Source organism: Kitasatospora sp. NPDC053057, assembly GCF_044546945.1.
In the GTDB taxonomy this organism is placed as follows: Bacteria; Actinomycetota; Actinomycetes; order Streptomycetales; family Streptomycetaceae; genus Kitasatospora.
On the sequence record NZ_JBITZP010000057.1, the window covers coordinates 1 to 24,150 of the forward strand.

The 24,150-nt window shown below is 73.9% G+C and carries 20 protein-coding genes; 7 read left to right on the plus strand and 13 right to left on the minus strand.

Going from position 1 to position 24,150, the window contains the following annotated elements:
* Positions 1 to 410: 410 nt before the first annotated feature.
* A complete protein-coding gene (locus tag ACIG5E_RS35550; protein ID WP_396540760.1) occupies positions 411 to 1,415 on the minus strand; it encodes a stage II sporulation protein M in 1,005 nt (334 codons plus the stop codon).
* A gap of 242 nt (positions 1,416 to 1,657) precedes the next feature.
* On the opposite strand from ACIG5E_RS35550, the gene ACIG5E_RS35555 reads away from it, so the two are divergent.
* Complete coding sequence (locus ACIG5E_RS35555) at positions 1,658 to 2,641, plus strand: RDD family protein (RefSeq protein WP_396540762.1); 984 nt, start codon at positions 1,658 to 1,660, stop codon at positions 2,639 to 2,641.
* A 58-nt stretch (positions 2,642 to 2,699) separates the two neighbouring features.
* Here the strand turns inward: ACIG5E_RS35555 and ACIG5E_RS35560 are convergent, their stop codons facing one another.
* Positions 2,700 to 3,335, minus strand: coding sequence for a hypothetical protein (locus ACIG5E_RS35560; protein WP_396540764.1), 636 nt, complete (start codon positions 3,333 to 3,335; stop codon positions 2,700 to 2,702).
* 109 nt (positions 3,336 to 3,444) lie between these two features.
* Between ACIG5E_RS35560 and ACIG5E_RS35565 the strand changes: the two genes are divergently transcribed.
* The gene (locus ACIG5E_RS35565; RefSeq protein ID WP_396540766.1) at positions 3,445 to 3,987 is read left to right on the plus strand and encodes a SigE family RNA polymerase sigma factor; all 543 of its coding nucleotides are present in this window, start codon (positions 3,445 to 3,447) and stop codon (positions 3,985 to 3,987) included.
* Positions 3,984 to 5,018 (plus strand): hypothetical protein, encoded by a 1,035-nt coding sequence (locus ACIG5E_RS35570; RefSeq protein ID WP_396540768.1) that lies wholly within the window; start codon positions 3,984 to 3,986, stop codon positions 5,016 to 5,018. The genes ACIG5E_RS35565 and ACIG5E_RS35570 overlap by 4 nt, the downstream gene beginning before the upstream one ends.
* 66 nt (positions 5,019 to 5,084) lie before the next feature.
* On the opposite strand, the gene ahcY is transcribed toward ACIG5E_RS35570, so the two are convergent.
* The 6 genes from ahcY to ACIG5E_RS35600 all read right to left on the minus strand — a co-directional run bounded on the left by ahcY (position 5,085) and on the right by ACIG5E_RS35600 (position 11,583).
* Complete coding sequence (gene ahcY, locus ACIG5E_RS35575) at positions 5,085 to 6,533, minus strand: adenosylhomocysteinase (RefSeq protein WP_396540770.1); 1,449 nt, start codon at positions 6,531 to 6,533, stop codon at positions 5,085 to 5,087.
* 352 nt (positions 6,534 to 6,885) lie between these two features.
* Entirely contained in the window at positions 6,886 to 7,863 is a 978-nt protein-coding gene (locus tag ACIG5E_RS35580) for a cation diffusion facilitator family transporter (RefSeq protein ID WP_396540772.1), read from the minus strand.
* A 100-nt stretch (positions 7,864 to 7,963) separates the two neighbouring features.
* Positions 7,964 to 9,208: an SIS domain-containing protein gene (locus tag ACIG5E_RS35585; protein ID WP_396540774.1), complete on the minus strand. Its 1,245-nt coding sequence runs from the start codon at positions 9,206 to 9,208 to the stop codon at positions 7,964 to 7,966.
* An 83-nt stretch (positions 9,209 to 9,291) separates the two neighbouring features.
* A complete protein-coding gene (locus tag ACIG5E_RS35590) occupies positions 9,292 to 9,474 on the minus strand; it encodes a Trm112 family protein (RefSeq protein ID WP_030289948.1) in 183 nt (60 codons plus the stop codon).
* A 120-nt stretch (positions 9,475 to 9,594) separates the two neighbouring features.
* Positions 9,595 to 10,980, minus strand: a complete 1,386-nt coding sequence (locus ACIG5E_RS35595) for a phosphomannomutase/phosphoglucomutase (RefSeq protein ID WP_396540776.1) — start codon at positions 10,978 to 10,980, stop codon at positions 9,595 to 9,597.
* Between the two features lie 159 nt (positions 10,981 to 11,139).
* Positions 11,140 to 11,583: a DUF3499 domain-containing protein gene (locus ACIG5E_RS35600; protein ID WP_396540778.1), complete on the minus strand. Its 444-nt coding sequence runs from the start codon at positions 11,581 to 11,583 to the stop codon at positions 11,140 to 11,142.
* Positions 11,584 to 11,747: 164 nt separating this feature from the next.
* On the opposite strand from ACIG5E_RS35600, the gene ACIG5E_RS35605 reads away from it, so the two are divergent.
* Positions 11,748 to 12,200, plus strand: coding sequence for a metallopeptidase family protein (locus ACIG5E_RS35605; protein ID WP_396540780.1), 453 nt, complete (start codon positions 11,748 to 11,750; stop codon positions 12,198 to 12,200).
* 41 nt (positions 12,201 to 12,241) lie between these two features.
* Here the strand turns inward: ACIG5E_RS35605 and ACIG5E_RS35610 are convergent, their stop codons facing one another.
* The 3 genes from ACIG5E_RS35610 to ACIG5E_RS35620 all read right to left on the minus strand — a co-directional run bounded on the left by ACIG5E_RS35610 (position 12,242) and on the right by ACIG5E_RS35620 (position 18,378).
* Positions 12,242 to 13,951 carry a DUF5719 family protein gene (locus ACIG5E_RS35610; protein WP_396540782.1) on the minus strand — a complete coding sequence of 570 codons (1,710 nt, stop codon included), beginning with the start codon at positions 13,949 to 13,951 and terminating at the stop codon, positions 12,242 to 12,244.
* Positions 13,952 to 13,957: 6 nt separating this feature from the next.
* Complete coding sequence (locus ACIG5E_RS35615; RefSeq protein WP_396540784.1) at positions 13,958 to 17,857, minus strand: glycosyltransferase; 3,900 nt, start codon at positions 17,855 to 17,857, stop codon at positions 13,958 to 13,960.
* Positions 17,858 to 18,105: 248 nt separating this feature from the next.
* Positions 18,106 to 18,378 carry a WhiB family transcriptional regulator gene (locus ACIG5E_RS35620; RefSeq protein WP_030062195.1) on the minus strand — a complete coding sequence of 91 codons (273 nt, stop codon included), beginning with the start codon at positions 18,376 to 18,378 and terminating at the stop codon, positions 18,106 to 18,108.
* A 621-nt stretch (positions 18,379 to 18,999) separates the two neighbouring features.
* On the opposite strand from ACIG5E_RS35620, the gene ACIG5E_RS35625 reads away from it, so the two are divergent.
* Genes ACIG5E_RS35625 through ACIG5E_RS35635 form a run of 3 tightly spaced genes read left to right on the plus strand, consistent with a single transcriptional unit; the run spans position 19,000 to position 21,928 of the window.
* Positions 19,000 to 19,632 (plus strand): cysteine dioxygenase, encoded by a 633-nt coding sequence (locus ACIG5E_RS35625; protein ID WP_396540786.1) that lies wholly within the window; start codon positions 19,000 to 19,002, stop codon positions 19,630 to 19,632.
* A gap of 41 nt (positions 19,633 to 19,673) precedes the next feature.
* Positions 19,674 to 20,633: a 2-phospho-L-lactate transferase gene (gene cofD, locus ACIG5E_RS35630; RefSeq protein ID WP_396540788.1), complete on the plus strand. Its 960-nt coding sequence runs from the start codon at positions 19,674 to 19,676 to the stop codon at positions 20,631 to 20,633.
* A complete protein-coding gene (locus ACIG5E_RS35635) occupies positions 20,630 to 21,928 on the plus strand; it encodes a coenzyme F420-0:L-glutamate ligase (protein ID WP_396540790.1) in 1,299 nt (432 codons plus the stop codon). The genes cofD and ACIG5E_RS35635 overlap by 4 nt, the downstream gene beginning before the upstream one ends.
* A gap of 16 nt (positions 21,929 to 21,944) precedes the next feature.
* Here ACIG5E_RS35635 and ACIG5E_RS35640 read toward each other — a convergent pair whose 3' ends face one another.
* Positions 21,945 to 22,868 (minus strand): DNA-3-methyladenine glycosylase family protein, encoded by a 924-nt coding sequence (locus ACIG5E_RS35640; protein WP_396540792.1) that lies wholly within the window; start codon positions 22,866 to 22,868, stop codon positions 21,945 to 21,947.
* Between the two features lie 80 nt (positions 22,869 to 22,948).
* Positions 22,949 to 24,133: a peptidoglycan recognition protein gene (locus ACIG5E_RS35645; protein ID WP_396540794.1), complete on the minus strand. Its 1,185-nt coding sequence runs from the start codon at positions 24,131 to 24,133 to the stop codon at positions 22,949 to 22,951.
* Positions 24,134 to 24,150: the final 17 nt, after the last annotated feature.

Below are 24,150 nucleotides of genomic sequence, written 5' to 3' on the forward strand. Positions count from 1 at the left end.
TGGCACGCTGTTGAGTTCTCAAGGAACGGACGCTTCCTTCGGACCGCCTTCCAGCGGGCCCTCCGGGCGCTTCGTTCTTTCGTGTTTCCAGCTTACCAGATGTTTTCCGCTCCGTTTTCCGGAGTTTCTTTCATCCGATTCCCGCTGGCGGGATTTCCTTCGAACTTCGCTCCGAAGCTTATCAAAGCTTTCGGTGTGCGCAGTCCGGGGGATTTGCTTCGTCGGAGGGCGCGCATTTCGTGAAACGCGCTCGCCTCGATTTCGGCGGTGTCGTAGACACTAACGCCCGGGCCCGACTGTTGTCCAGTCAGTCCCAACCGTTCAAACCTACTAGCCCGTCCTCGCCACGTCAATGGTTTGGCCGGGATGAGAGAAGACTAGCAGGTCAGCGGCCTGTTGATCACATCGGCTCAGGCCGCGACCGGCTGCAGGTCCGCCCGATCGGCCGCGTCCACATCGCCGAACTCTCCGCCCTCCGCGGCCTTTCGGCCGAGCACCAGGGCGTACAGGAGGAAGGCGACCTCGGCCAGTACGCCGATCGAAATGCGGGCCCAGGTCGGCAGGCCGGACGGAGTCACGAAGGCTTCGAGCACTCCGGAGACCGCCAGCACCGTCGCCAGGCCGATGGCCATCCCGATGATCGAGCGGCCCTGTTCCGCCAGCGCCACCCCGCGCGTCCGCGGACCGGGGTCGATGACGGTCCAGCCGAGCCGCAGGCCGAGCCCGCCGGCCACGAAGACCGCGGTCAGCTCCAGCAGACCGTGCGGGATGAGCAGACCGAGGAAGATGTCGAGCCGCCCGGCGGAGGCCATCAGTCCGATGCCGACACCGAGGTTGACCACGTTGGTCCACATCACCAGGAGCACCGGAATGCCCAGCGCGATCCCGTAGAGCAGGCACTGCACGGCGACCCAGGCGTTGTTCGTCCAGACCTGGGCGGCGAAGGAGCTGGCCGGCCGGTCCGAGTAGTAGGCCTCGTACTGTCCGCCGGGGCGGGTCATCTCCCGCAGTTGATCTGGGGCGATGAGGCTGTTGCGGACCTCGGGGTGGGTGGCCATCCACCAGGCGAGCAGCACGGTGACGGCCAGCGAGACGGCCGCGACCGGCACCCACCAGCGGCGGGCGCGGTACAGCGCGGCCGGGAAGCTCACCGTGTAGTAGCGGGCGACGTCCTGCCAGCCGTTGGTCCGGGCGCCGGTCACCGCGCTGCGGGCCCGCGAGACCAGGCCGGTCAGCCGGCCGACCAGGGCCGGGTCCGGCGCGGCGGCCTGGACCTTGGCGAGGTGTCCGGTGGCGCGCTGGTAGAGGGTGACCAGCTCGTCGGCCTCCTCGCCGCTGAGCCGGCGCCTACGGGCGAGGGCGTCCAGCCGGGCCCACTCCCCCTGGTGGGTGGCGACGAAGACGTCCAGGTCCATTCGGCGGCTCCATGGTCGGCGATGGCGCGAGGCGCGCGTGCGCGGTCGGGCAGGTACGTACGGACACGTGCGGGCCCAGCATGCCAGGAGCCGCCGCCGGTTCGGCCGTCGGGATCTCACTTCCCGTGCGCCCACCGGGCGCCGTATGTTTGCGGCTGCGGATCAGACTGCGGAGAGCGGGCAGTGGGGGGCCGATCCGACCGCACTCCCCCGTCCCGCACGAGCGTGAACGGACAGGTGTCTTGAGCGACCTGGTGACGGGTGAGGCGGTCGTCCTCGACCTGCAGACGGCGAAGCTTCCGAGCAGGGCGCTGGCGATCGTGCTCGACCTGCTCGTCGAGTTCGCCGCCCTGTTCATCTGCACGCTGGTGATGAGCGTCGCCCTGTCCGACCTCGACAGCGCGGCGCTGACGGCCACCATGCTCGGCATGATGGTCTTCTTCCTGGTCGCCCTGCCGGTGATGATCGAGAGCCTCACCCACGGGCGCTCGCTCGGCAAGGCCGCGCTCGGCCTGCGGGTGGTGCGCACCGACGGCGGTCCGGTGCGGTTCCGGCACTCGCTGGTGCGCGGGCTGGTCGGCTTCTTCGAGGTGATCGCGATAACCGGCGCCCCGGCCGTGATCACCTCCGCGCTGAACTCGGACGGCAAGCGGCTCGGCGACATCTTCGCCGGGACGGTGGTGATCCGCGAGCGCACCCCGGGTGTGGGCGGGGCGGCCGGCCCGCTGCCGCCGGTGCACCCGCAACTGCTGCACGACATGGGCCGCGAGCTGGTCTCGATGGACTTGTCGGCGGTGCCCGAGCCGCTCTGGCTCGCCACCCGCCAACTGCTGGGCCGGATCGGCCAGTTGGATCCGAGCGTGACGTTCCGGATGTCCGCCGGGCTGGCCGAGGACCTGGCCGCCCGGATCGGGAACCCGGTGCCGCAGGGCCTGCACCCGGCCGCCTACCTGGGGGCGGTGCTCACCGAGCGCCAGCGCCGGGAGTGGATGCGCGCCCAGCAGCAGTTCGCGGCAGCGGTCGCCGCCCAGGCGCCCGCCCCGCACCCGGTGGCCATGCCCGACGGCCGGCCGCACCGCGTCCTCGGCGTGCCCGCCGCGCCGGCGCCCGTACCGGCGCCCCCCTCGTACCAGCCGACCCAGGTCGCCCCGGCGACCCCGTCCTTCATCAAGCCCGCGCAGCCCGCCGCGCCCGCCCCCGACGCCGGCTTCGCCCCGCCCGCCTGAGCCCCGCCCGCCTGAGCCCCACCTTCCAGAGCCCCGCCGCCCCCGCGCTCCTGCTCCCCTACTCCTGCTCCCCCACCGCCCAGGCGTTCGGCGGCGACGCCAGCTCCTCCAGCTCGATCCCCGCTGCCGCCAGCACCACGTCCCCCGCCAGGTGCACGACCTGCTGCTCCCCCGTCTCCAGGTCCGCCACCTGGTACCGCTCGACCACCAGCGGCCCCGAGTCCGTCTCGTGGGTGTCCACGCCCTCCAGCAGCCACCCCTGGTCGAAGGTGCGCGGCGCCAGCACCGGCTCGGTGAACGCCACCAGCCGCACCCGCGCGCTCGCCCCCTCCCGCAGCCGCAGCATCCGGGCGGTGGCGACCAGGAAGGCGGGCGAGCTCCCGGTGAAGCCGTGCGCCCGGTCGTTCCCCTCCGTCGCGTGCTCGCCGCCCGGGTCCGCCGCGTCGGTACGGACCCAGGCGACCCCGTCCACCGCGCCGCCGCGCACCTGCCAGCCGCCGGCCCGCAGCTCCATCCGCAGCGGCCGGGCGCGCGAGTCCAGCGTCAGGTCGACGCTGCCGATCACCCGGCCGTCCGGCGCGTAGGTCTTGGAGACGTACCGCCACCCGGCCGCCCCGGGGGCGCAGCTGAAGCGCTCCTCGCCGAGCAGCACGTGGTCATGAGCGTCGTGGAGCGAGTACCGACCGTTGGGCATGCCCGAAAGCCTACGTGCGCGTCCGCGTGCAACATTTCCCGGAGCCGCGCGCATTAGGGGGGTGGACGGCGCGGGAGAGACGCCGTCACGACGACGAGAGGGGGTGCGGATGGCGAAGCAGACGCGCGACGCGGAGTTCACGGACTACGTGACCTCCAGGAGCGGCTGGCTGCGGAAGGTCGCCTATCTGCTGTGCGGGGACTGGCACCGGGCCGACGACCTGGTGCAGGAGACCATCACCAAGCTGTACGTGCACTGGTCGAAGGCGAGCCGGGCGGACAACCTCGACGGCTACGCCCGCCGCACGCTGGTCAACACCTTCCTCGCCGAGCAGCGCACCTCCTGGTGGCGCCGGACGATCCGCACCGACATCGACCCGGAGGCGCTGGTCGCGAGCCTCGACCTGGACACCTCGCTCGACCTGCGCCGGGCCCTCGCGGCCCTGCCGCCCCGGCAGCGGGCCACCGTCGTCCTGCGCTACTACTGCGACCTGTCGATCGACCAGGCCGCCGAGGCCCTGGGCTGTTCCTCGGGGAACGTGAAGAGCCAGAGCTCGCGTGCCCTGGACAGCCTCCGCCGCAGCCTCGTCCCCGTCACAGCCCACGTCGCAGCCACCGTTCCCGTTCCCACTGTCGCAGAGAGGGCATCATGACCAACCTCGACAACACCGAACTGACGGCCCGCCTGGCGGAGTTGGCCGACGAGCCGGCCCCGCCACCCGCCTTCGACCTCACGGCGTCCATCACCCGGGGACGGGCCCGGCGGCGGACCCGGCAGCGCGCCGCGATCGGTGCGGTGGCCGCCGCGACGGCGCTCATGGTCGGCTTCACGGTCATGCTGCCCCGGGCCGGCAACGCGACGCCCGCCGCAGCGCCGGTCCCCGTCACGGCCGCGGCCGCCCCGACGCCGTCCGCCGCCGACCGGGCCGTCGACGGCACCCCCCTACTGACCTCCGAGCTCAAGGTCGGCTGGCTGCCCGACTGGGTGGACCGCGACCACGGCCTCGGCTACGCCGCGGGCACCTTCGGTTCCAACATCACCGTCTACGAACCGAGGCTGGGCATGCGGCGCCTCCAGATCGTCCTGCGCGCCCCGGGTCCGGAGCCGGCCCTCAACACCCGTCCGGACGAGGCGAAGGTCCCGGCCGAGCCGATCAACGGCCGGACGGCGTACTGGGTCGAGCATCCGGCCGAGCCCCGCTACGACACCAGCACCCGGGTCCTGCGCTGGCAGGCCGCCGACGGCCAGTGGGCGCAGATCACGGCGGAGCACTACGCCCCCGCCCTCATCCCCGACGCCGACCTGATCCGGATCGCCGAGTCCGTCACGAGCAGCAGCCGGGACGTCCCGCTGCCGTTCTGGCTGAGCGGCCTGCCGTCGTCCATCCGGCCGGACTCGACCAGTCTGACCCGCCCGAACGGCACACCGGTCTGGGAGTCGAGCGTCAACCTGAGGGTCGGCGACAAGGTCGTCACCGTCGCGATGGTCCCGGAGGGCGGCAAGCTGATGGACCTCTCCCCCGACCCGACGTGCCGGCACGAGGCGGGCCTGCAGATCTGCGCGAGCGCGCTTCCCGAGACCCTGCCGCTGCTCGACCAGGTCGGCGGCCTCACCGGCCTGCTGAACCTGGTGCACGTCACCGGCCCGGACGAGAGCACCTGGACCACCAGCAACCTGCGCTGAGCCCGGACGCGCCGGTGGCCGGCACCCACGGGGGGTGCCGGCCACCGGCGTTGCAGCGTCACCGCATCAGTAGCGGTACTGCTCCGACTTGTACGGGCCCTCGACCGGAACGCCGATGTAGTCGGCCTGCTCCTGGGTCAGGGTGGTCAGCTTCACGCCCAGCGCGTCCAGGTGCAGGCGGGCGACCTTCTCGTCCAGGTGCTTCGGCAGCACGTAGACGCCGATCGGGTACTGCTCGGTCTTCGTGAACAGCTCGATCTGGGCGATCGTCTGGTTCGCGAAGGAGTTGGACATCACGAAGGACGGGTGGCCGGTCGCGTTGCCCAGGTTCAGCAGGCGGCCCTCGGAGAGGACGATGATGGTGCGGCCGTCGGCCTTGCGCCACTCGTGGACCTGCGGCTTGATCTCGGTCTTCACGACGCCGTCGAGCTTGGCCAGGCCGGCCATGTCGATCTCGTTGTCGAAGTGGCCGATGTTGCCGACGATGGCCTGGTGCTTCATCCGGGCCATGTGCGAGGCCATGATGATGTCCTTGTTGCCCGTGGTCGTGATGAAGATGTCGGCGATCTCGACGACGTCGTCCAGCGTGGCGACCTGGTAGCCGTCCATCGCCGCCTGGAGCGCGCAGATCGGGTCGATCTCGGTGACGATGACGCGGGCGCCCTGGCCGCGCAGCGACTCGGCGCAGCCCTTGCCGACGTCGCCGTAGCCGCAGACGACCGCGACCTTGCCGCCGATCAGGACGTCGGTGGCGCGGTTGATGCCGTCGATGAGCGAGTGGCGGCAGCCGTACTTGTTGTCGAACTTCGACTTGGTGACCGAGTCGTTGACGTTGATCGCCGGGAACAGCAGCTGGCCGTCACGGTGCATCTCGTACAGGCGGTGGACACCGGTGGTGGTCTCCTCGGTCACGCCCTTGATGGTGGCGGCGACCTCGGTCCACTTGTTCGGGGTGTCCTTGAGGGTGCGGTTGAGCAGCTCGAGGATGATCCGGAACTCGTCGTTGTCCGCGGTGGACGGGTCCGGAGCGGCACCGGCCTTCTCGAACTCGACGCCCTTGTGGATCAGCAGGGTGGCGTCGCCGCCGTCGTCCAGGATCATGTTCGGGGTCTTGCCGTCAGGCCAGGTCAGCGCCTGCTCGGTGCACCACCAGTACTCCTCCAGGGTCTCGCCCTTCCAGGCGAAGACCGGCACGCCCTGCGGGTTCTCCGGGGTGCCCTCCGGGCCGACCGCGATGGCGGCCGCCGCGTGGTCCTGGGTGGAGAAGATGTTGCAGGAGCACCAGCGGACCTCGGCACCGAGCGCCGTCAGGGTCTCGATCAGCACGGCGGTCTGGATGGTCATGTGCAGCGAGCCGGTGATCCGGGCGCCGGCCAGCGGCTGCGACTCGGCGTACTCGGCGCGGATGGACATCAGGCCGGGCATCTCGTGCTCGGCCAGCTGGATCTCCTTGCGGCCGAACGGCGCCAGGGAAAGGTCGGCGACCTTGAAGTCACCGGTGATGTCGGTCGACATGCGTCTGCTCCTCGCTGATGGGGTGGGGCGGGGCCAAGGTACGGATGTGCGTTGCGCATGGCGGGCCGTCCGGGTGCACGGCTACGCCGGGGCGACCTGATCCCGTGGTGCGGACCGGTTCCCCGCTGCGCAGCACAAACCGTCGGAGGACCTCTCTCCCTCGACCGGCGCACACCCTGGGGGTACGGACCGCCGATCGACCGCCATCAGCAGCGACGTTCTGGCTCTGGTGACGAATCTACACCGGCAGCCCCACCGGCCGTCTGCGGATGACCGATTTCGGTCGCCGATCCGACCGCCGCTCGACCCCGGCCCGCAAGCGCCGGCCCGCGAGCGCCGGGCGGACGGTGCGTCAGTGCGCCGCGGCCGGCCCGGGACCGCCCGGGGTGGCGGCCGGGTCCTCGCCCGCGGCGGCCTTCTCGGCGCTGTAGACGTCCGGTTCCAGGTAGATCGCCCGGGCGATCGGGACGGCCGCCCGGACCCGCTCCTCGGCCGCGTCGATGGCCAGCGCCACCCGGGCGGCGCTGTCCTCCGCGTTGACGGCGATCTTGGCGGCGACCAGCAGTTCCTCCGGCCCGAGGTGCAGGGTGCGCATGTGGATCACCCCGGTGACGGCCTCGCCGTCCACCAGCGCGGCGCGGATCCGCCGCACCGACTCCTCGTCGGCGGACTCGCCGACCAGCAGCGACTTGGTCTCCAGCGCGAGCACCACGGCGATCAGCACCAGCAGCACGCCGATGCACAGGGTGCCGACGCCGTCCCAGACGCCGTTGCCGGTGGCCACCGTGAGCGAGACCCCGAGCAGCGCGAGCACCAGGCCGATCAGCGCGCCGGTGTCCTCCAGCAGCACCACCGGCAGCTCCGGCGCCTTGGCGGTGCGGATGTACCGCACCCAGCCCTGGCCGCCCTTGGCCTTGACGGACTCGCGCACCGCGGTGCGGAAGGACCAGCCCTCCATCGCGATGGCGAAGAACAGCACGCCCACCGCCCAGCCCCAGGACTCCAGCGCCTCGGGGTGGTTGACCTTGTGCCAGCCCTCGTAGACCGCGAACAGGCCGCCCACGCTGAACAGCACGATCGCCACCAGAAAGCCGTAGACGTAACGCTCGCGCCCGTACCCGAACGGGTGCTCCTCGTCCGCCGCCCGGCGCGCCCGCCTGCCGCCGATCAGCAGCAGCACCTGGTTGCCGGAGTCGGCCACCGAGTGCACGCCTTCGGCCAGCATCGAGGAGGAGCCGGTGAAGCCGAAGGCGGTGAACTTGGCCGCAGCGATCGCCAGGTTCGCGGACAGCGCCGCCACCAGTGCCTTCGTCCCGCCCTCTGTACTCATGCGCCCACCTCGCTGCGCTCGGCAGGGGCATTCGCCCACACGCACCTGCCGATGGCTCGCTCGCTCCGCTCGTTCACTCGCCGAGCGTAGACATCCCCGCTCAGGACTGCGCGGCGGCGAGCCCCAGGTAGACGGCGGCGAAGTCGGTCAGCGCGATCAGGTCGGCCAGCGCGTGCAGCGGGTCCGGGAGGGTGCTCGCGTACTCGGTCAGCCGCACCTCGTGGGCGGCGGCCAGCCGGTGCGCGCGGCTGACGCCGAAGCTGCGCGGCCGCTCGTCGTCCTCGGTCACCTCGGTGGGGCCGTCCTGGTCCTCCGACGAACCCGTACCGGGCACGTGCCGCAGCAGCAGGACCTGCAGGTACAGCGGGTCGGGCTCCTCGACCCGGTCACGGAAGAAGTCGTCCGGGTCCGCGCCCGCGCCCAACTGGCCGGTGAACATGCCCCGGTGGGCGGTGAGCACCTGCGGCAGCGCCCCGGCCAGCGCCGGGCGGCCGGCCCGGTCGGCCAGCTGGGCGGCGAACCGGGCGGCGGCCGCGCCGGCGACCGGGCCCTCGGCCCAGAGCAGCGGGACCGTCCCGGCCAGCCGGGCGGCCAGCCCCTTCGCCGGGTTGGTGTACGCGGCGGCGTCCGGGCGGCAGCGCACGGCGGTGGCGTCCAGCAGGTCGGCGACGGCAGGCAGCGCGTCGTACGGCAGCTGGGTGAGGCCGAGCTTCTGGGCGAGCGCCAGCAGCGGGGTCAGGTGGGACCACAGGGCGGCCGGGTCCTCGGCCGGCAGGTCCGGCTCGGCGGCCGGCGCGGCGGGCGCCCCCTCCTCGGGCAGCACCGCGGCGACGTACGGCAGCGGCAGCGCGCGCACCTGCAGCGCGGCCTCGGCCAGCGGGCTGCCGGTCGGGGCGGTGACGACGACGGCGCAGCCGCGCGCGTACGCCTGCTCGGCGAGGCTGATCAGGCCCTGCTCACCGCCGTCGGCGGAGCTGACCACCAGCAGGTCGAGCGGGCCGGCCCAGCCGGGCAGCTGCCAGCCGAGCCCGGCGGTGAAGGCGGGCGGGGCTCCGGCCCGGTCGGCGCGCGGGGCGGCGGCCTCGGTCGGCGGCAGCGGGGTGACCAGGGTGGCGGACCCGGCGAGCACGGCGAGGATCTCGGCCGCCGTCAGGGCGCTGCCGTGACCGGCGACCAGGACGGCGCGCGGGCGGCCGTCCGGGCGCAGCCGGTCGAGGCCGGCCGTGTCGGCCTGCCGCAGTGCGGTGCGGACCCGGGCGCCGGCGCCGGCCAGGGCCAGCAGGGCGCGGTCGCGGTCGGCGCGCTGAAGGGCGGCCGGGTCGTCGAGCAGGGTGTCGTCGAGCATGCGGCGGGCCTCCGGCTGTCCTGTGGTCGGCGGGCGCGGGTGGGGCTTTCGCCCAGGGGCGTGTCCGACACGCCCCGACATGATCAGGCCGGGCGGCGGGCCTCGTCCACCAGGAGGACCGGAATGCCCTCGCGAACCGGGTACGCGAGGCCGCAGTCCGCGCCGGTGCAGACCAGCTCGGGCTGCTCCTCGGTGCCGCCCTCGGTGAGCGCGGCCCGGCACTGCGGGCAGACCAGGATCTCCAGCAGGAAGGATTCGAGCTTCATGGGGCTCTCCAAAGTTCGGTGGTGGCACGGAGGTGCCCCGGCCGATAGGCAACCCTACCGGCCGGGGCACCGCGTGCTTCGGTCAGGCGCGCTTCGCCGAAGCGCGGACGACGGCGGGGCTCAGCCCCGGACGATGGCCAGCACGCCGTCGCGCAGCTCGGCCATCCGCGCCGGGTCCTTGGCCTCGACGTTGAGGCGCAGCAGCGGCTCGGTGTTGGAGGCGCGCAGGTTGAACCACCAGTCCTGGCCGGCCACGGTGAGGCCGTCCAGCTCGTCCACGGTGGTGCCCTCCAGGCCGGTGTAGGCGGCGCGGACGGCGGCGGTGCTGGCGGCCTGGTCGGCGACGGTGCTGTTGATCTCGCCGGAGGCGGCGTAGCGGTCGTACTCGGCGGTCAGCTCGGACAGGGTGCGCTCCTGCCCGCCGAGCGCGGCCAGCACGTGCAGCGCGGCCAGCATGCCGGTGTCGGCGCGCCAGAAGTCGCGGAAGTAGTAGTGCGCGGAGTGCTCGCCGCCGAAGACGGCGTCGGTGACGGCCATCTCCTGCTTGATGAAGGAGTGGCCGACCCGGGTGCGCACCGGGGTGGCGCCGAGCTCGCGGACCACCTCGGGGACGGTCCAGGAGGTGATCAGGTTGTGGATGATCGTCGGCTCGCTCTCGCCGGCGGCCTTGGCGCGGGCGATCTCGCGGGCGGCGACCAGGGCGGTGATCGCGGACGGGGAGACCGGCTCGCCGCGCTCGTCGACGACGAAGCAGCGGTCGGCGTCGCCGTCGAAGGCCAGGCCGACGTCGGCGCCGACCTCGCGGACCTTGGCCTGCAGGTCGACCAGGTTCTTCGGGTCGAGCGGGTTGGCCTCGTGGTTGGGGAAGGTGCCGTCCAGCTCGAAGTACATCGGGACGAGCTCGATCGGCAGGCCGTCGAAGACGGTCGGCACGGTGTGGCCGCCCATGCCGTTGCCGGCGTCCACGGCGACCTTGAGCGGGCGGATCGCGGTGAGGTCGACCAGGCCCAGCAGGTGGTCGGCGTAGCCGCGCAGGGTCTCCTGCGCGGAGAGCGCGCCGGGCTCCACGTCGCGGGCCGGAACGGTGACGGTGTCGTCCTCGGCGGTCCAGGACTCGACCAGCTCGCGGATCTCGGACAGGCCGGTGTCCTGGCCGACCGGGGCGGCGCCGGCCCGGCAGAGCTTGATGCCGTTGTACTGGGCCGGGTTGTGGCTGGCGGTGAACATCGCGCCGGGCAGGTCGAGCTTGCCGCTGGCGTAGTAGAGCTGGTCGGTCGAGCAGAGGCCGATCTGCACCACGTCGGCGCCGTAGGCCGCCGCGCCCTCGGCGAAGGCCCGGCTGAGCGACGGGGACGAGGGGCGCATGTCGTGGCCGACCACGATCGCGGACGCGCCGGTGACCTGCACGAACGCGGCGCCGAAGGCCCGGGACAGGCTCTCGTCCCACTGGTCCGGGACGACGCCTCGGACGTCGTACGCCTTCACGAGCTGCTTGAGGTCGCGCACTGCGGCTCCACCCTGGTTCTGTCTGATCGATACGTCGGCCACCCGCCCGTTCGGTCGACGGGCCGCGGTGAGGTCAGACGGGCAGCGTACCCGGGCCGGGCGAACGCATCGTGCCGGGTGAGGGCTGCGGGGGTCCGCCGGACGGGCCCGGGACGGGACCTAGTTGTCGGGCGAGCGCAGCACCCGCAGGTGGCCGCGGCGGCCGCCCTCGGGGGACTCGCCCTCGGGGGAGCGGCCCTGACGGGGGGTCTGCGGGCGGGCGGCCTCGCGGACGGCGTTGGCGAGGGCCTCCAGGTCGTCGCTGCTGCGGCGCAGCGGCCCGGCCTCGGCGGCGAGCCGGACGACCTCCCAGCCGCGCGGAGCGGTGAGCCGCTCGGCGTGCTCGGCGCACAGGTCGTAGCAGTGCGGCTCGGCGTAGGTGGCGAGCGGGCCCAGCACGGCGGTGGAGTCCGCGTAGACGTACGTCAGCGTCGCGACGGCCGGTCGGCCGCACGCGGTCCGCGAACAACGACGTACAGAGCTCACGAGGGTGGACGGTACCGCACTCCCCGCCGGGGAGCGAAGACCGCCTGCCCGGCGGGGGTGCCGTGTCGCGGTCCGCATGCCCGCGGGGACGGGCCCGCCGGGCCCGGGGGGCGCCCTCGGCGCGCTGTGCGGCTCCTGCCGCCCCGCTCGCTCCGGCCGTCCGGGCACGCGCCGTCGCCCCGGCGATTCCCCCGTCGGAGTGGTCCACTTCCGACCCGCCAAGGACTACTCTCGGCAGTGATATGGACAGCTCCGCACCGCAGTCATCGACAGGCCCCTCGCGCCGCCCCCGGCACCGCGACCGGCACGGCAGAGGGCTGCGCGGCCCGCTGGCGCCGCCCCAGGTGCCGATCTCGCTCACCCGCTCCGAACTGTTCGACGACTACGTGCGCGAGTCGGTGGAGCGGTTGGAGCGGCGGTGGCCGCAGCTGATCGAGGTGGAGTTCGCCGTGCAGGAGGTGCCGCTGCACGAGGCGGACGGCGCCGACACCGAGGACGGCGTGCCGCTGGGCCGGGTGTCGCCGGGCGAGAAGGGCCACAAGAGCCAGATCGTGGTGTACCGGCGGCCGGTGGAGATCCGGGCGAAGACCCGGGAGGACCGGGCGGCGCTGGTGCACGAGATCCTGATCGAGCAGGTGGCCGAGCTGCTGGGGCTGTCGCCGGACGCGATCGACCCGCGCTACGACGAGGACTGACCTCCCGGGAGCCTGCGGCCCGCAGGCCCCGGGAGGCGTGGTCAGCGCAGCACGATGCCCGGGTCCTGGGCGGCCTGCGGGACCTGGACGGTGCTGTGGTCGTCACGCAGCGCCTGGACGGTGAACATCGGCACGTCCTTGGTGGGGATGGCGAGCATCCGGGCGGCGACCACCGGTCCGCCGGACTCGGTCTCGACGGTGAGCGCGAAGACCCCGTTCAGCCCGGCGGGCTCGGGCGCCGGGATGGCGACCGTACCGCCGGCCGGGAGCTGGACCTCCTTGGTCGCCGGGGTGCCGCCGCCGCTGCCGGCCGAGCCGGTGACCTTGACGGTGGCGGCGTCGCCGGTGGAGGTCAGGAACAGCGTGGAGACGCCGGCCCGGTTGTCGGCGACGGTGGCGCGGGCGCCGACCGGGTTGCTGCCGGTGAGCCAGGCCGCGTCGCTCTTGCCGTTGCCGCCCGTGCGGTCGACCCGCAGGCCGGCCACGATCGGGACGGCGTGCTTGTCGTCGCTGGGCGACAGCCGCAGCCCGGCGACCTCGTCCCGGGTGACCTTGCCGAGGTCGACGGCGGCCACCATGCCCGCCTTGACGTGGATCGACTCGTTGCCGGCCGGGGTGAACCAGCCGTTCTTGCCGGAGAGCTGGATCTTCAGGTCGGCGTCGTCCTCCGGCGGGGCCCAGACCACCAGGCGGGCCGCGGAGGTGTCGGCGGGCAGGCCGGGCAGCACCTGGGTGGGGGCCGGGTCGGCCGAGGCGGGGATCCAGTCGGCGCCCTTGGAGCCGTCGGCGGCGTGCAGCGCCGCGCCGACCCGCCCGGAGCGGACCACCACGTGCACGGCGAGGTCGGTGACGGCGCCCTTGCTGATGGTCGACAGCAGCACGGACTGCGAGCTGCCGGGGGCGACGGTGATGCCGTTGGCGGCGTCGTTGTCGATCAGGCCCTTGTCGCCGTACAGCTGGATGTCGACCACGGCGGCGGAGGACTCGGGGTTGACCAGGCTGAGGTAGTCGACCCGGTCACCGGCCGTGCTGGCCCCGGCGAACCAGAAGCTGGTGTTCTCGGGGGTGCAGGTGAGGCCGGACAGACCCAGGCCGCGCTGCTCGGTGACCACGGTGGTCTGGGTGACGGTGAAGCCGGGGGCGAGCGCGCCGGTGGCGACGGCCCCGGTGCCGGGCGCGCTGTCACCGTTGGTGGCCGGGCCGGTGGCGGGGGTGCCGGGCTTGGCGAGGGTCAGCTTGGCGTCGGCGGGCGCGGCGTTCTTGTCCGGGGCGGGGGTCGCCGAACCGCTCGGGGCCGCGCTCGGCGATCCGGTCGGCGTCGCGGTGGCCGGGGCCGAGGGGGCCGCGGTCGGCGGGGCGGCGGGGGCGTCCTGGTCGGAGAGCCAGCCGGCGCCGCCGGTGGCGGAGCCGGTGCCGGGCGGGGTGTAGGCGGTGAGCGTGGTCGAGCCGGTCAGGCCCTGGAACGGCTGGGGGCAGACCGCCGCGGTCCGCTCGACCTGGGCGGTGCTGGGGGCGGCCCCGTCGTCCGCCTTGGCCGGGCTCGCCGCCGGGCGCACCTCGGCGATCCCGAGGACGGCCGCCAGCACCACGGCCGCGGCCAGCAGGGACCGGGTGGTCTTCCCGGCGGACCGGCCGGGGGCCTTCACCGCCGCGCGGGCGGGCTCCACGGCCTCGGCCGGCTCGACGGCGGAGGGCTCGAAGGCCTCCTCGGGCCCGGCGCCGGACTTCTTCCTGAAAGCGGGCTTCTTCATCGCGGGTCAGTTCCCCGATCCGTGCTGGTGCGGAGGGTAATGCGCAGCGGAGTGGCCGGTGCCGCCCGGGTCGTTGGGGTCGTAGTACGGCTCGCCCTGCTGCTGGCCCGGCAGCCAGGCCTGCTGCGGCGGCCCGGGCTGCTGCTGGTAGGGGTCGTAGCCGTACTGCTCCTGCGGGTACTGCTCGTAGCCCTGCTGTTCGTAGCCCTGCTGCTCGTAGCCCGGGTAGGCCTGCTGCTGGTGGCCGTCGTACCCCTGGCCGTCGTACCCCTGGCCTGCGTACGGCGCGGCCGCCGGCTGCTGGGCCGCGTACTGGTCGTAGCTGTACGGGTCGGCCTGCTGGTACGTCTGGTACGGGTCGGTGTACGGCTCGGTCTCCTGGACGGCGGCGGCCGCCTGGACCGCTCCGGTCACCGGCTCGCCGGTGGGCTGCGCCGGGATCGCGCCCGGCCGGCCCTCGTAGACACCGGGCTCCTCGGCACCGGGCTCGCCGCCCTCGCCGCCCTCTCCGCGCTCGGCCATCCGGCGGGCCCGGCGGCTGCCGGGGGCGGGGGCCTGCGCCTGGGCGGCGGCCAGCGCGGCGGCGGCCACCACCTCCTCGGGCAGGTCGTCGTCGTTGTGGTTGCGGCGGCCGGGCAGGGCCAGCACCAGGATGGTGAGGCCGAGCAGCACCTGGGCCCAGATCCAGCCGGTGTGGACGAGGCTGCCCTCGCGGGTGACGCTCAGCTTGCCGCCGGCGGCCGGGAGCTTGAAGCCCTGCGCCCAGCCGTCGACCGTGGTGGGCTCCAGGGCGGTGCCGTCCACGGTGGCCTTCCACTGGGGGGCGGCGGACTCGGCGAGCCGCAGCACCCGGCCGTCCGGGCCGGCCGGGACGGTGGTGGAGAGGTCACGGGGACCGGCCGGGACGACCACCGGGTTGGCGCCCGGGGCGGTGATCACCGCGCGCACCGCAGGGGCGCCGTTGACCTGCCAGAGCGCGGTGTCGCCCTCCTGGTTGGCCTTGACCAGGCCGGGGGTGGTGTCCAGGACGTCCTTGAAGGCGCCGATGGCCTGCCGCTCGACCAGCACGTAGGCGATGCCGTAGCCGGCCAGGGCGTTCGCCTGGTCGGCGCCGGAGCCGGCCAGCAGGTTGCCGACCATCTTGTTCAGGCCGTCCTGGGTGCCGGTGGCCGGGTCGACGGTGGACTCCGCCTGGCCGAGGGTCAGGCCGGCGCCGCGCAGCACGGTGTAGCGGACGGCGCCCTTCTGCCCGGTGACGACGAGGGTGCGGGCCCGGTCGGTGGTGCCGGCCTCCTCGGCGATGAAGGCGGGCACCTGGCCGGCGGCGGCGCGGTGCAGCGGACCGCCGGCACCGGTCAGCGCCCACCACAGGCCGGTGCCCAGCGGGGCCAGCACGGCGGCGGCCACCACCAGGGCGGCCACCGGCTGGCGCCAGCCGAAGGCGATCCCGGCGACGCGGGCGTTGGCGCCGTCGGCGCCGATCGCGGCGGCGGCGAGCAGGGCGATCCCGGCGATCAGGGTGGCCGGGCCGGCCCAGGCGGGCACCGCCTGGCCGCCGGAGGCCGGGGTGACGGAGGTGCCCGCCACCGCGACCGCGAAGAGCAGGCCGGCACCGGCCGCGCCCCAGGCGACGAGCACCGCGCGGCGCCGGTCGGCGCGCAGCAGTGCGGCCAGCGCGGCCAGGACGACACCGGCGGAGAGCCAGACCGGCGGCACTCCGGCGCCGCCCGGGTTGACCAGCAGCAGGCCGGCCGCGCTCGCCCCGGCGCCGTGCAGACCGGGCAGGCCGGCCTCCAGCAGCAGCCACTGCGGGTGCGACAGCACCTTCAGCGACCAGGGGGCCAGCACCGCGACCGGCACCGCGAGGATCACCAGCACGCGCAGCCCGAGCAGCCGCAGCGCCGTACCGCCGGAGCCGAAGGCGCCGCCGCGCAGCACCGCGACGACCAGCGTCGCCAGGCACAGCGGCACGGCGAGCGCCCAGGTCAGCGGGACGAAGGCGGTGGCCAGGGTGAGCAGCAGGACGGTCATCCAGACCGGCCGCCAGCCGGGGCGGGCGCCCTTGGCGGCGCTCTCCTGGCGGATGCCGAGGCCGGCCGCGATCGCGGCGGCGCGGGCCAGCGGCGGCAGCAGCACGGCGAGGACGGCGGTGCCGATCCGGCCCTGGGCGAGCGCCCCGGTCGCGGCGGGCAACAGCGCGTAGGTGGCGCTGGCCCAGGCGCGGACCAGCTTGGAGTCCAGCAGCGGCCGGGACACCAGGTAGGCGCTGACCGCGGCCAGCGGGACGGTGAGCACGACCAGCAGGGTGAGCGCGAGGTCCGCGTGGCCGAACAGCAGCCAGGAGAGCACCGCGAGCACGCCGAGGTACGGCGGCGCGGCGGCGGTGGAGCCGGTGCCGATCGGGTGCCAGGCGTCCGCGTACATCGACCACAGGCCGCCCGCGCCGTCGGAGGCGGGCAGCAGGGCGCCGCCGACCAGCTCGCCGCTGCCGAGCAGGCTGCGGCAGGCGACCAGGGCGAACACCAGCAGCGCGGCGAACAGCACCGGCGCGGGGCGCCGGGCCAGCTTCTTGAGCAGCGCGAACTGCTCGACGACGAGGTCCTCGCCGTCCTCGTCGCCGCCGGCCTCGACGGAGCCGTGCCGGCTGCCGGAGTCGTCTCCGCCCCCTATCCCGAGCGAGCTGATCACCCCCTCGACGGCGAGCCGGGTGGTCGCGCCGGGGGCCGGGAACAGCGTGCGGTCGTCCAGGGCGTCCGCCGCCCTGGTCCGGGCGCGGTGCTTGCGGGCGGCCAACAGCCTTGGGAAGCGGACGAGTTCGTGGCCGAGGCCGGCCAGTTCGTCGACCGCCTGGCGCGGGTCCTTGCCGAGCAGGTTGGTGACGGCGCGCACCAGGGTGCCGAGCACCAGGCGCAGCAGCACGTACGGGAACAGCACGCCCTTGCAGTTGGCGAGCAGGGCGTAGACGGCGCCGGCCTTGTCCACCCGGTGCGGGTGGGCGGGGCCGCAGTCGATCGCCCGGCGCTCGCGGCTGGCCGCCTCGGCGTGCCGCAGCACCGCCTCGGGGGCGACCACCACGCGGTGGCCGGCGGCGTTGACCCGCCAGCAGAAGTCGGTGTCGTCCCGCATCAGCGGGAGGGCCTTGTCGAAGCCGCCGAGTTCCTCGAAGACGTCCCGGCGCACCAGCATGCCCGCGCTGGAGACGGCGAGCACCGGGCGGACCTGGTCGTGCTGGCCCTGGTCCTGCTCGCGGCGGTCGAGGCCGGTCCAGCGGCGGCCGGAGCGGGCGATGGTGACGCCGACCTCCAGCAGCTGCCGGCGGTCGTACCAGCTGCGCAGCTTGGGGCCGACCACGCCGGCGCTCGGGGTGGAGTCGGCGACCTGGAGGAGGCGGCGCAGCGCGTCGGTCTGCGGCTCGCAGTCGTCGTGCAGCAGCCAGAGCCACTCGATCGGCTGGGTCTCGCGCGGGCCGCCGCGGCCGAGGTCGTCCTCCTGGGCGAGCGGGTCACCGAAGTCGTCCCAGCCGCCGGTGACCGGGTCGTAGCCGGAGGGGTCGAGCCGGTACGGGAGGTCTTCCGGACGCAGGGGGGCGGAGCTCGAAACGGCCTCGGCGACGGCGGTGCCGAAGCCGGCCCGGCGGCCGAGCACCAGCGGGCCGCTCTCGGGCATCCCGTCGGCGAGGCCGAAGTCGTCGAGCGCTTTGGCGAGCAGCTGCGGGGAGTTGTCGGTGGATCCGGTGTCGACCGCGAGGATCCGCTGGACCTGGCGGTCCTGGCCGAGCAGGCCGGCCAGGGCCTGCGGCAGCCAGCGGGCGCCGTCGTGCGAGACGATCACCGCGGTGACCAGGTGACGCGGGTAGGCGGGCGGCCTGGAAGCGGTGAAGCCGCTCTGGTGGCTGTAGACGGTCATCGAGTGCGCGGGCCCCAGTTCTCGGTGGACACAGCCGGTGAACGGCAACCGGATGGCGCACCACACTAACGGCTCCGGATGGCCGTCTCGTGCCCGGTGCCGGTGCGGAGGCGGTGAAGACGGGGCACGGGACGAGCGGAAGCGGTCCGGGAACGCGAAAGCGCCCCACCGTCACGGTGAGGCGCTCGTACAACTGTGCGGCCGTCCGCCGTTGGCGGAGGGTCAGCGGGGGTCAGGGGCCACCCCGCTCAGACCGCGCTCTTCTTGAGCCGACGGCGCTCGCGCTCGGAGAGGCCGCCCCAGATGCCGAAGCGCTCGTCATTGGCGAGGGCGTACTCCAGGCATTCCGAGCGGACCTCGCAGGCGAGGCAGACCTTCTTGGCCTCGCGGGTCGAGCCGCCCTTCTCGGGAAAGAAGGACTCGGGGTCGGTCTGGGCGCACAACGCGCGCTCCTGCCAACCGAGTTCCTCCTCGTCCTCCGCGATGCCGTCCCCGATCAACAGCTCAAAGAGCTCGCTCATGTGGCGCGCCTCCTCTGCCCCTACTTGGCGTCCCCGTGGTTGCCGTTGCCTCGTGCGGCTGACGACACGAGTGAAATTACAGTTGCGTCACTCTGGCCCAGTCAAGCCGAGCTCTGGTATTGAGGCCGGGATTCACTCACTGGCACCAAGCCATTACGAATAGTGTACATATTCGGACACATCAGACCTTTAGTCCGAAAGCCTCGGACAGCATCGAAACGTCCGCAACCACTCGCGAAATGACGCTCGGTCACCGCCACAGGCCGGTCATCGGCCTGCCTTCCCGGCGATCTTCCCATCGAAACATAGAGAGTGATGAATCACCCCATCCAGGAAAGATCCGGACCTAATCCACTCGAATGCCGCATCCTCCGGTTTGACACCGGCCCCGCGGGTGCGGTCTCCTTGCCCCTATGTCAGAGTTCACCAGCCCCCGGAGCGGTTCCACGCTCCGCCGTGCCGTGAACTCCTGTTGTCGCCTCTGTTCCTGCTGTATCTAGGCGCCCGCGTCCCACCGCGCGCCGCCCCCAGGAAGCACAGAGGCCGCCCGCGAATCCCGCCCCAGGACATCCCGGATCCGGCTGCTCCCCGAACCAGCCGACTCATCCGAGGACGACTACCGTGCGCATGATCCGCATCCGCAAACGGAACCGCGACCGCAACAAGCTCGCCCGCCTGGGCCTCGCCCCCGCCCTCCGTCGTACGGACGGACGCCGCTGGGCGGACGGGCTCAGCGACGTCTCCATCGCCGGCGACCCGCTCGCCTTCCCTCACCTCGCCCGCACCGACCTGCCCGGCCACCCCACCACCGTCGCCGGGTACGCCCGGCTGGTCCGCGAGATCGCCGCCGACCGGGCCCGCTGGGAGCCGCTGGTCCGCTACGACGCGCTGACCCGCTGGTACGCCCGGCTGGAGACCGGCCCCGGCTACGAGGTCTGGCTGCTCAGCTGGCTGCCCGGCCAGAGCAGCGGCTTCCACGACCACGGCGAGTCCTCCGGCGTGATGACCGTCGTCCAGGGCGAACTGATCGAACGCTCCCTCACCCACGCCGGCGACGGCGCCCGCACCCTGCGCCCCGGCGGGCAGCGGGTGTTCTCCTCCGGCTACCTGCACGAGGTGGTCAACGGCGCGCTCGAACCCGCCGTCTCCATCCACCTCTACACCCCGGGCCTGACCGAGATGAACCAGTACGGCGCCGCCACCGCCACGGCCGTCCCCGAACAGCACCCGCGGGCCCAGGCCGAGCGCCATTGAGCGCGGACTGACGAAGAGTCCGATCGTGGCAGGATGACTCCATGCGCATCGTGGCACTGGCAGGCGGAATCGGCGGGGCGCGCTTCCTGCGCGGGCTCCTCGCGGCGGTCGGACCGCAGGACGAGATCACCGTCATCGGCAACACCGGCGACGACATCCACCTCTACGGCCTCAAGGTCTGCCCCGACCTCGACACCGTGATGTACACCCTCGGCGGCGGGATCCACGAGGAACAGGGCTGGGGCCGGACCGACGAGACCTGGTCGATCAAGGCCGAGATGAAGGAGTACGGCGTCGGCCCCGAGTGGTTCGGGCTCGGCGACCGGGACTTCGCCACCCACCTCGTCCGCAGCCAGATGCTCGCCGCCGGGTACAGCCTCAGCCAGGTCACCGAGGCGCTGTGCGTGCGCTGGAACCCGGGCGTGCGGCTGCTGCCGATGAGCGACGACCGGGTCGAGACCCACGTGCGGATCACCGACGAGCAGGGCACCCGGGCGGTGCACTTCCAGGAGTACTGGGTCCGGCTGCACGCCGCCGTGGACGCCGAGGCGATCATCCCGGTCGGCGCGGACACCGCCAAGCCCGCGCCCGGCGTGCTGGAGGCGCTCGCCGAGGCCGACGTCATCCTCTTCCCGCCGTCCAACCCGGTCGTCTCGATCGGCACCATCCTCGCCGTCCCCGGCATCCGGGAGGCCGTCGCCGCCGCCCCGGCGCCGGTGGTCGGGCTCTCCCCGATCATCGGCGGGGCGCCGGTGCGGGGCATGGCCGACAAGGTGCTCGCCGCCGTCGGCGTCGAGGCCACCGCCGAGGCGGTCGCGCTCAACTACGGCCCCGACCTGATCGACGGCTGGCTGGTGGACACCGCGGACGAGGACGCCGTCGCCGCCGTCGAGGCCGCCGGGATCGCCTGCCGGGCCGTCCCGCTGCTGATGACCGACGTCGAGGCCACCGCCAAGATGGCACGGACGGCGCTGGCGCTGGCCGAGCAGGTCCGCAAGTGACGCCGACACTGGAGGTCCTGGGCGTCGACGGGATCCCCGAGGTCGACCCGGGAGCGGACCTCGCCGGACTGATCGCCAAGGCCGGGACGTACCAGGACGGCGACATCCTGCTGGTCACCTCGAAGATCGTCAGCAAGGCCGAGGGCCGGCTGCTGCACGCCGCCGACCGCGACGCCGCGATCGACGCCGAGACCGTCCGGGTGGTCGCCCGGCGCGGACCGGCCCGGATCGTCGAGAACCGCAACGGCTTCGTCATGGCCGCCGCCGGGGTCGACGCCTCCAACACCGCCCCCGGCACCGTGCTGCTGCTGCCCGAGGACCCGGACGCCTCGGCGCGAGCGCTGCGCGCCCGGCTTCAGCAGCTCACCGGCCGCCGGCTCGCCGTCATCGTCACCGACACCTTCGGACGGCCCTGGCGCAACGGGCTCACCGACGTCGCGATCGGCGCCGCCGGACTGTCCGTCCTGGAGGACCACCGGGGACGCACCGACAGCCACGGCAACGAGCTGATGCTCACCGTCACCGCGACCGCCGACGAACTCGCCGCCGCCGCCGACCTGGTCAAGGGCAAGGCCAGCGGCGTCCCGGTCGCGATCGTGCGCGGGCTCGGACAGCTGGTCACCGCCGAGGACGGCGCCGGCACCCGGCCGCTGGTGCGGCCCGCCGTCGACGACATGTTCCGGCTCGGCACCTCCGAGGCGCTGCGCCAGGCCGTCACCCTGCGGCGCACCGTCCGCTCCTTCACCGCCGACCCGGTCGACCCGGCCGCCGTCCGGCGCGCGGTGGCCGCCGCCGTCACCGCACCCGCCCCGCACCACACCACGCCGTGGCGCTTCGTCCTGCTGGAGTCCGCCGAGACCCGGGTCCGCCTGCTCGACGCCATGCTCGGCGCCTGGCAGCGCGACCTGCGCGAGCTCGACGGCTGGGACGAGGCCAGGATCGCCCGCCGCACCGCCCGCGGCAACGTCCTGCGCGACGCGCCGTACCTGGTGGTGCCCTGCCTGGTGATGGACGGCTCGCACGACTACCCGGACCCGCGCCGGGCCGCCGCGGAGCGGGAGATGTTCACGGTGGCCGCCGGTGCGGCCGTGCAGAACCTGCTGGTCGCGCTCACGGGTGAGGGGTACGGCTCCGCCTGGGTGTCGTCCACGATGTTCTGTCGCGACACCGTCCGGGCGGCGCTGGACCTGCCGGAGGGGTGGGACCCGATGGGGGCCGTTGCGGTCGGCCGACCGGCGGAGGCACCGCGGGAGCGGCCGGAGCGCAGCGCGGACGCGTTCATCGCGGTGCGGTAGCCGCACCGCTTTCGGCTCAGCGGTGGCGGTGGTCGTTGGGGGTGAGTCTCGGGCCGTAGCGGGGGGCGTGGGAGGCGGTGGCGAGGAGGAGGCGGCAGATGCGGTGGCGCTGGGGGCGGTAGGGCTCCAGGAGGGCGAGCATCTGGGCGTCGTCGCTGCGGGGGCGGCCGGCCAGCGCCCAGCCGACCAGGTTGGGGAGGTGGAAGTCGCCGACGGACACCGCGTCCGGGTCGCCGTTGCTGCGTTGGAGGGTTTCGGCGGCCGTCCAGATGCCGATGCCCGGGACGGCCGTCAGGCGGGTGAAGGCCTGTTCGTGGCCCATCGTCGAGGCCTGCTCCAGCCGTGGGGCCAGCCGGACGGCGCGCATCACCGTCGCGGAGCGCTTGGGGTCGACGCCGGCCCGGTGCCACTCCCAGCTGGGGACCATCGCCCATTCGCGGGCCGACGGCGCCACCCGCATGCCCTCGGCGGGGCCCGGCGCCGGGGTGCCGAAGTCGCGCAGCAGGGTGCGCCAGGCGCGGTAGGCCTCGTCGGTGGTGACCTTCTGTTCGAGGATCGCCGGGACGAGGGATTCCAGGACCAGCCCCGTCCGGGTGAGCCGCACCCCGGCCGTCCGGCGCTGGGCGTCCCGCAGCGGGCCGGGCGGCAGCACCAGTGCTTCCGGGTCGTCCTCCGCGCCGAGCAGGACGGGCAGTCGCTCCAGCAGCCACTGGGCGCCCGGGCCCCAGGCGGTCGCCTCGACCTCGCCCGCGCCGGGACGCGGCAGCACCCGCAGGGTGCCGATGCCGGCCGGGGTGCGCGAGGCACGCCAGACGGAGCCGTCGCCGGCGGTGCGGTAGGAGGGGTCGGCGGGGCCGCGACGCAGCGGCAGCAGGGTGCGGACGGGGTCGAGCGGGAAGCCCGGCCGCCAGCGCCGTACCGCCTCGCTGCCGCCCGTCACTGCCGTCGCCTCCTGTGGTGCCTGAGGCTATGAACGATACGCGGGGAGGGTGACAGGCCGGCCGGGTGCGGGGAACGGCCCTACTGGGCCTGGAGCCTGGCCGCGGCCGTCCGCAGGGCGGGGAGCCGGGCGTAGAGGGCGCTGCCGGGGCATTCGGTGTTGAAGGCGTCGCGGTGGCCGGAGATGGCGTCGAAGTCGACGACCGTGCCCTTGGGGTAGCGGCTGGCGTCGGAGCCCGAGGTGAGCTTGGTGTGGCCGTCGGCGGCCTGGCCGGTGAGGCCGAGCTTCCAGGCGGAGATGGCGGCGATGCCGTCGAGGAGGTGCTGGGGCGGGGTGTCGTTGACGAAGGTGCCGATGGCGGCGACCCCGGAGGAGTCGGTGTTGAAGCCGAGGGTGTGGGCGCCGTGGACGGGCTGGGCGACGCCGCCGGCCCGGCCCTCGTAGATGGTGCCGCAGCGGTCGACCAGGAAGTTGTAGCCGATGTCCCGCCAGCCGCTGGTCTTGACGTGGTACTGGTAGATCGACCTGATCACCCGGGGGGCGTCGGTGCAGGCGTAGTCGGTGGCGGTCGCGGTGTGGTGGACGAAGACCTCGCGGACGGGGCCGGTGTACTCGAAGCCCGGTTCCCGCAGGGACTCGTCGGCGCCCCAGCCGGCCCGGGTGACGATCCCCGGGCGCGGCGCCTGGTGGCCGCTCTCGGCCGGGGCGGCGGGCAGGGTGCGGGTGGCGGCCGGTGCGGGGGCACCGGCGCCGGGGTCGACCAGGTCGACCCGCAGTCCGGGCGGTGCTCCGGCCGGACCGGGCCGGACCTTGACCGCGACGCCGTCGCTGCGGCCGGTCCACAGCGGGGCGGTGGCCCCGTGCGGGGCGTGGTCGGGGCCGTCCTCGGTGTCGGCCTCCAGGGTGTGCCAGTCGCTCCAGCGGCCGGTGGCGGCGTCCCGGGTGCGGACCCGGACGGAGCCGCCGTCCAGCGCCCCGGCCGGACCGTCCCAACCGACGCCGAGGAGTTCGTACGGTCGGGTGGTGCTCGGCGCGAGCCCGTGCCCGGCGGACAGCGGGAGCGAGGTGGTCGTGCCGCCGCCGGGGAAGTCACGGCGTTCGGCGCCGGGGGCGAGGGGCGCGGCGGAGGCGGCGGAAGCGGGCTGGAGCAGCAGGGCGGCGGTGCATCCGGCGAGCAGCGCTGCGGGGAACGGGAGTCGCAGGGCTCCGGTCGAGAGGCACGCAGCCCGGTTCGAAAGGCGCGCGGCCTTGATTGAGAGGTGCATAAGGGGGATCGTCGCCG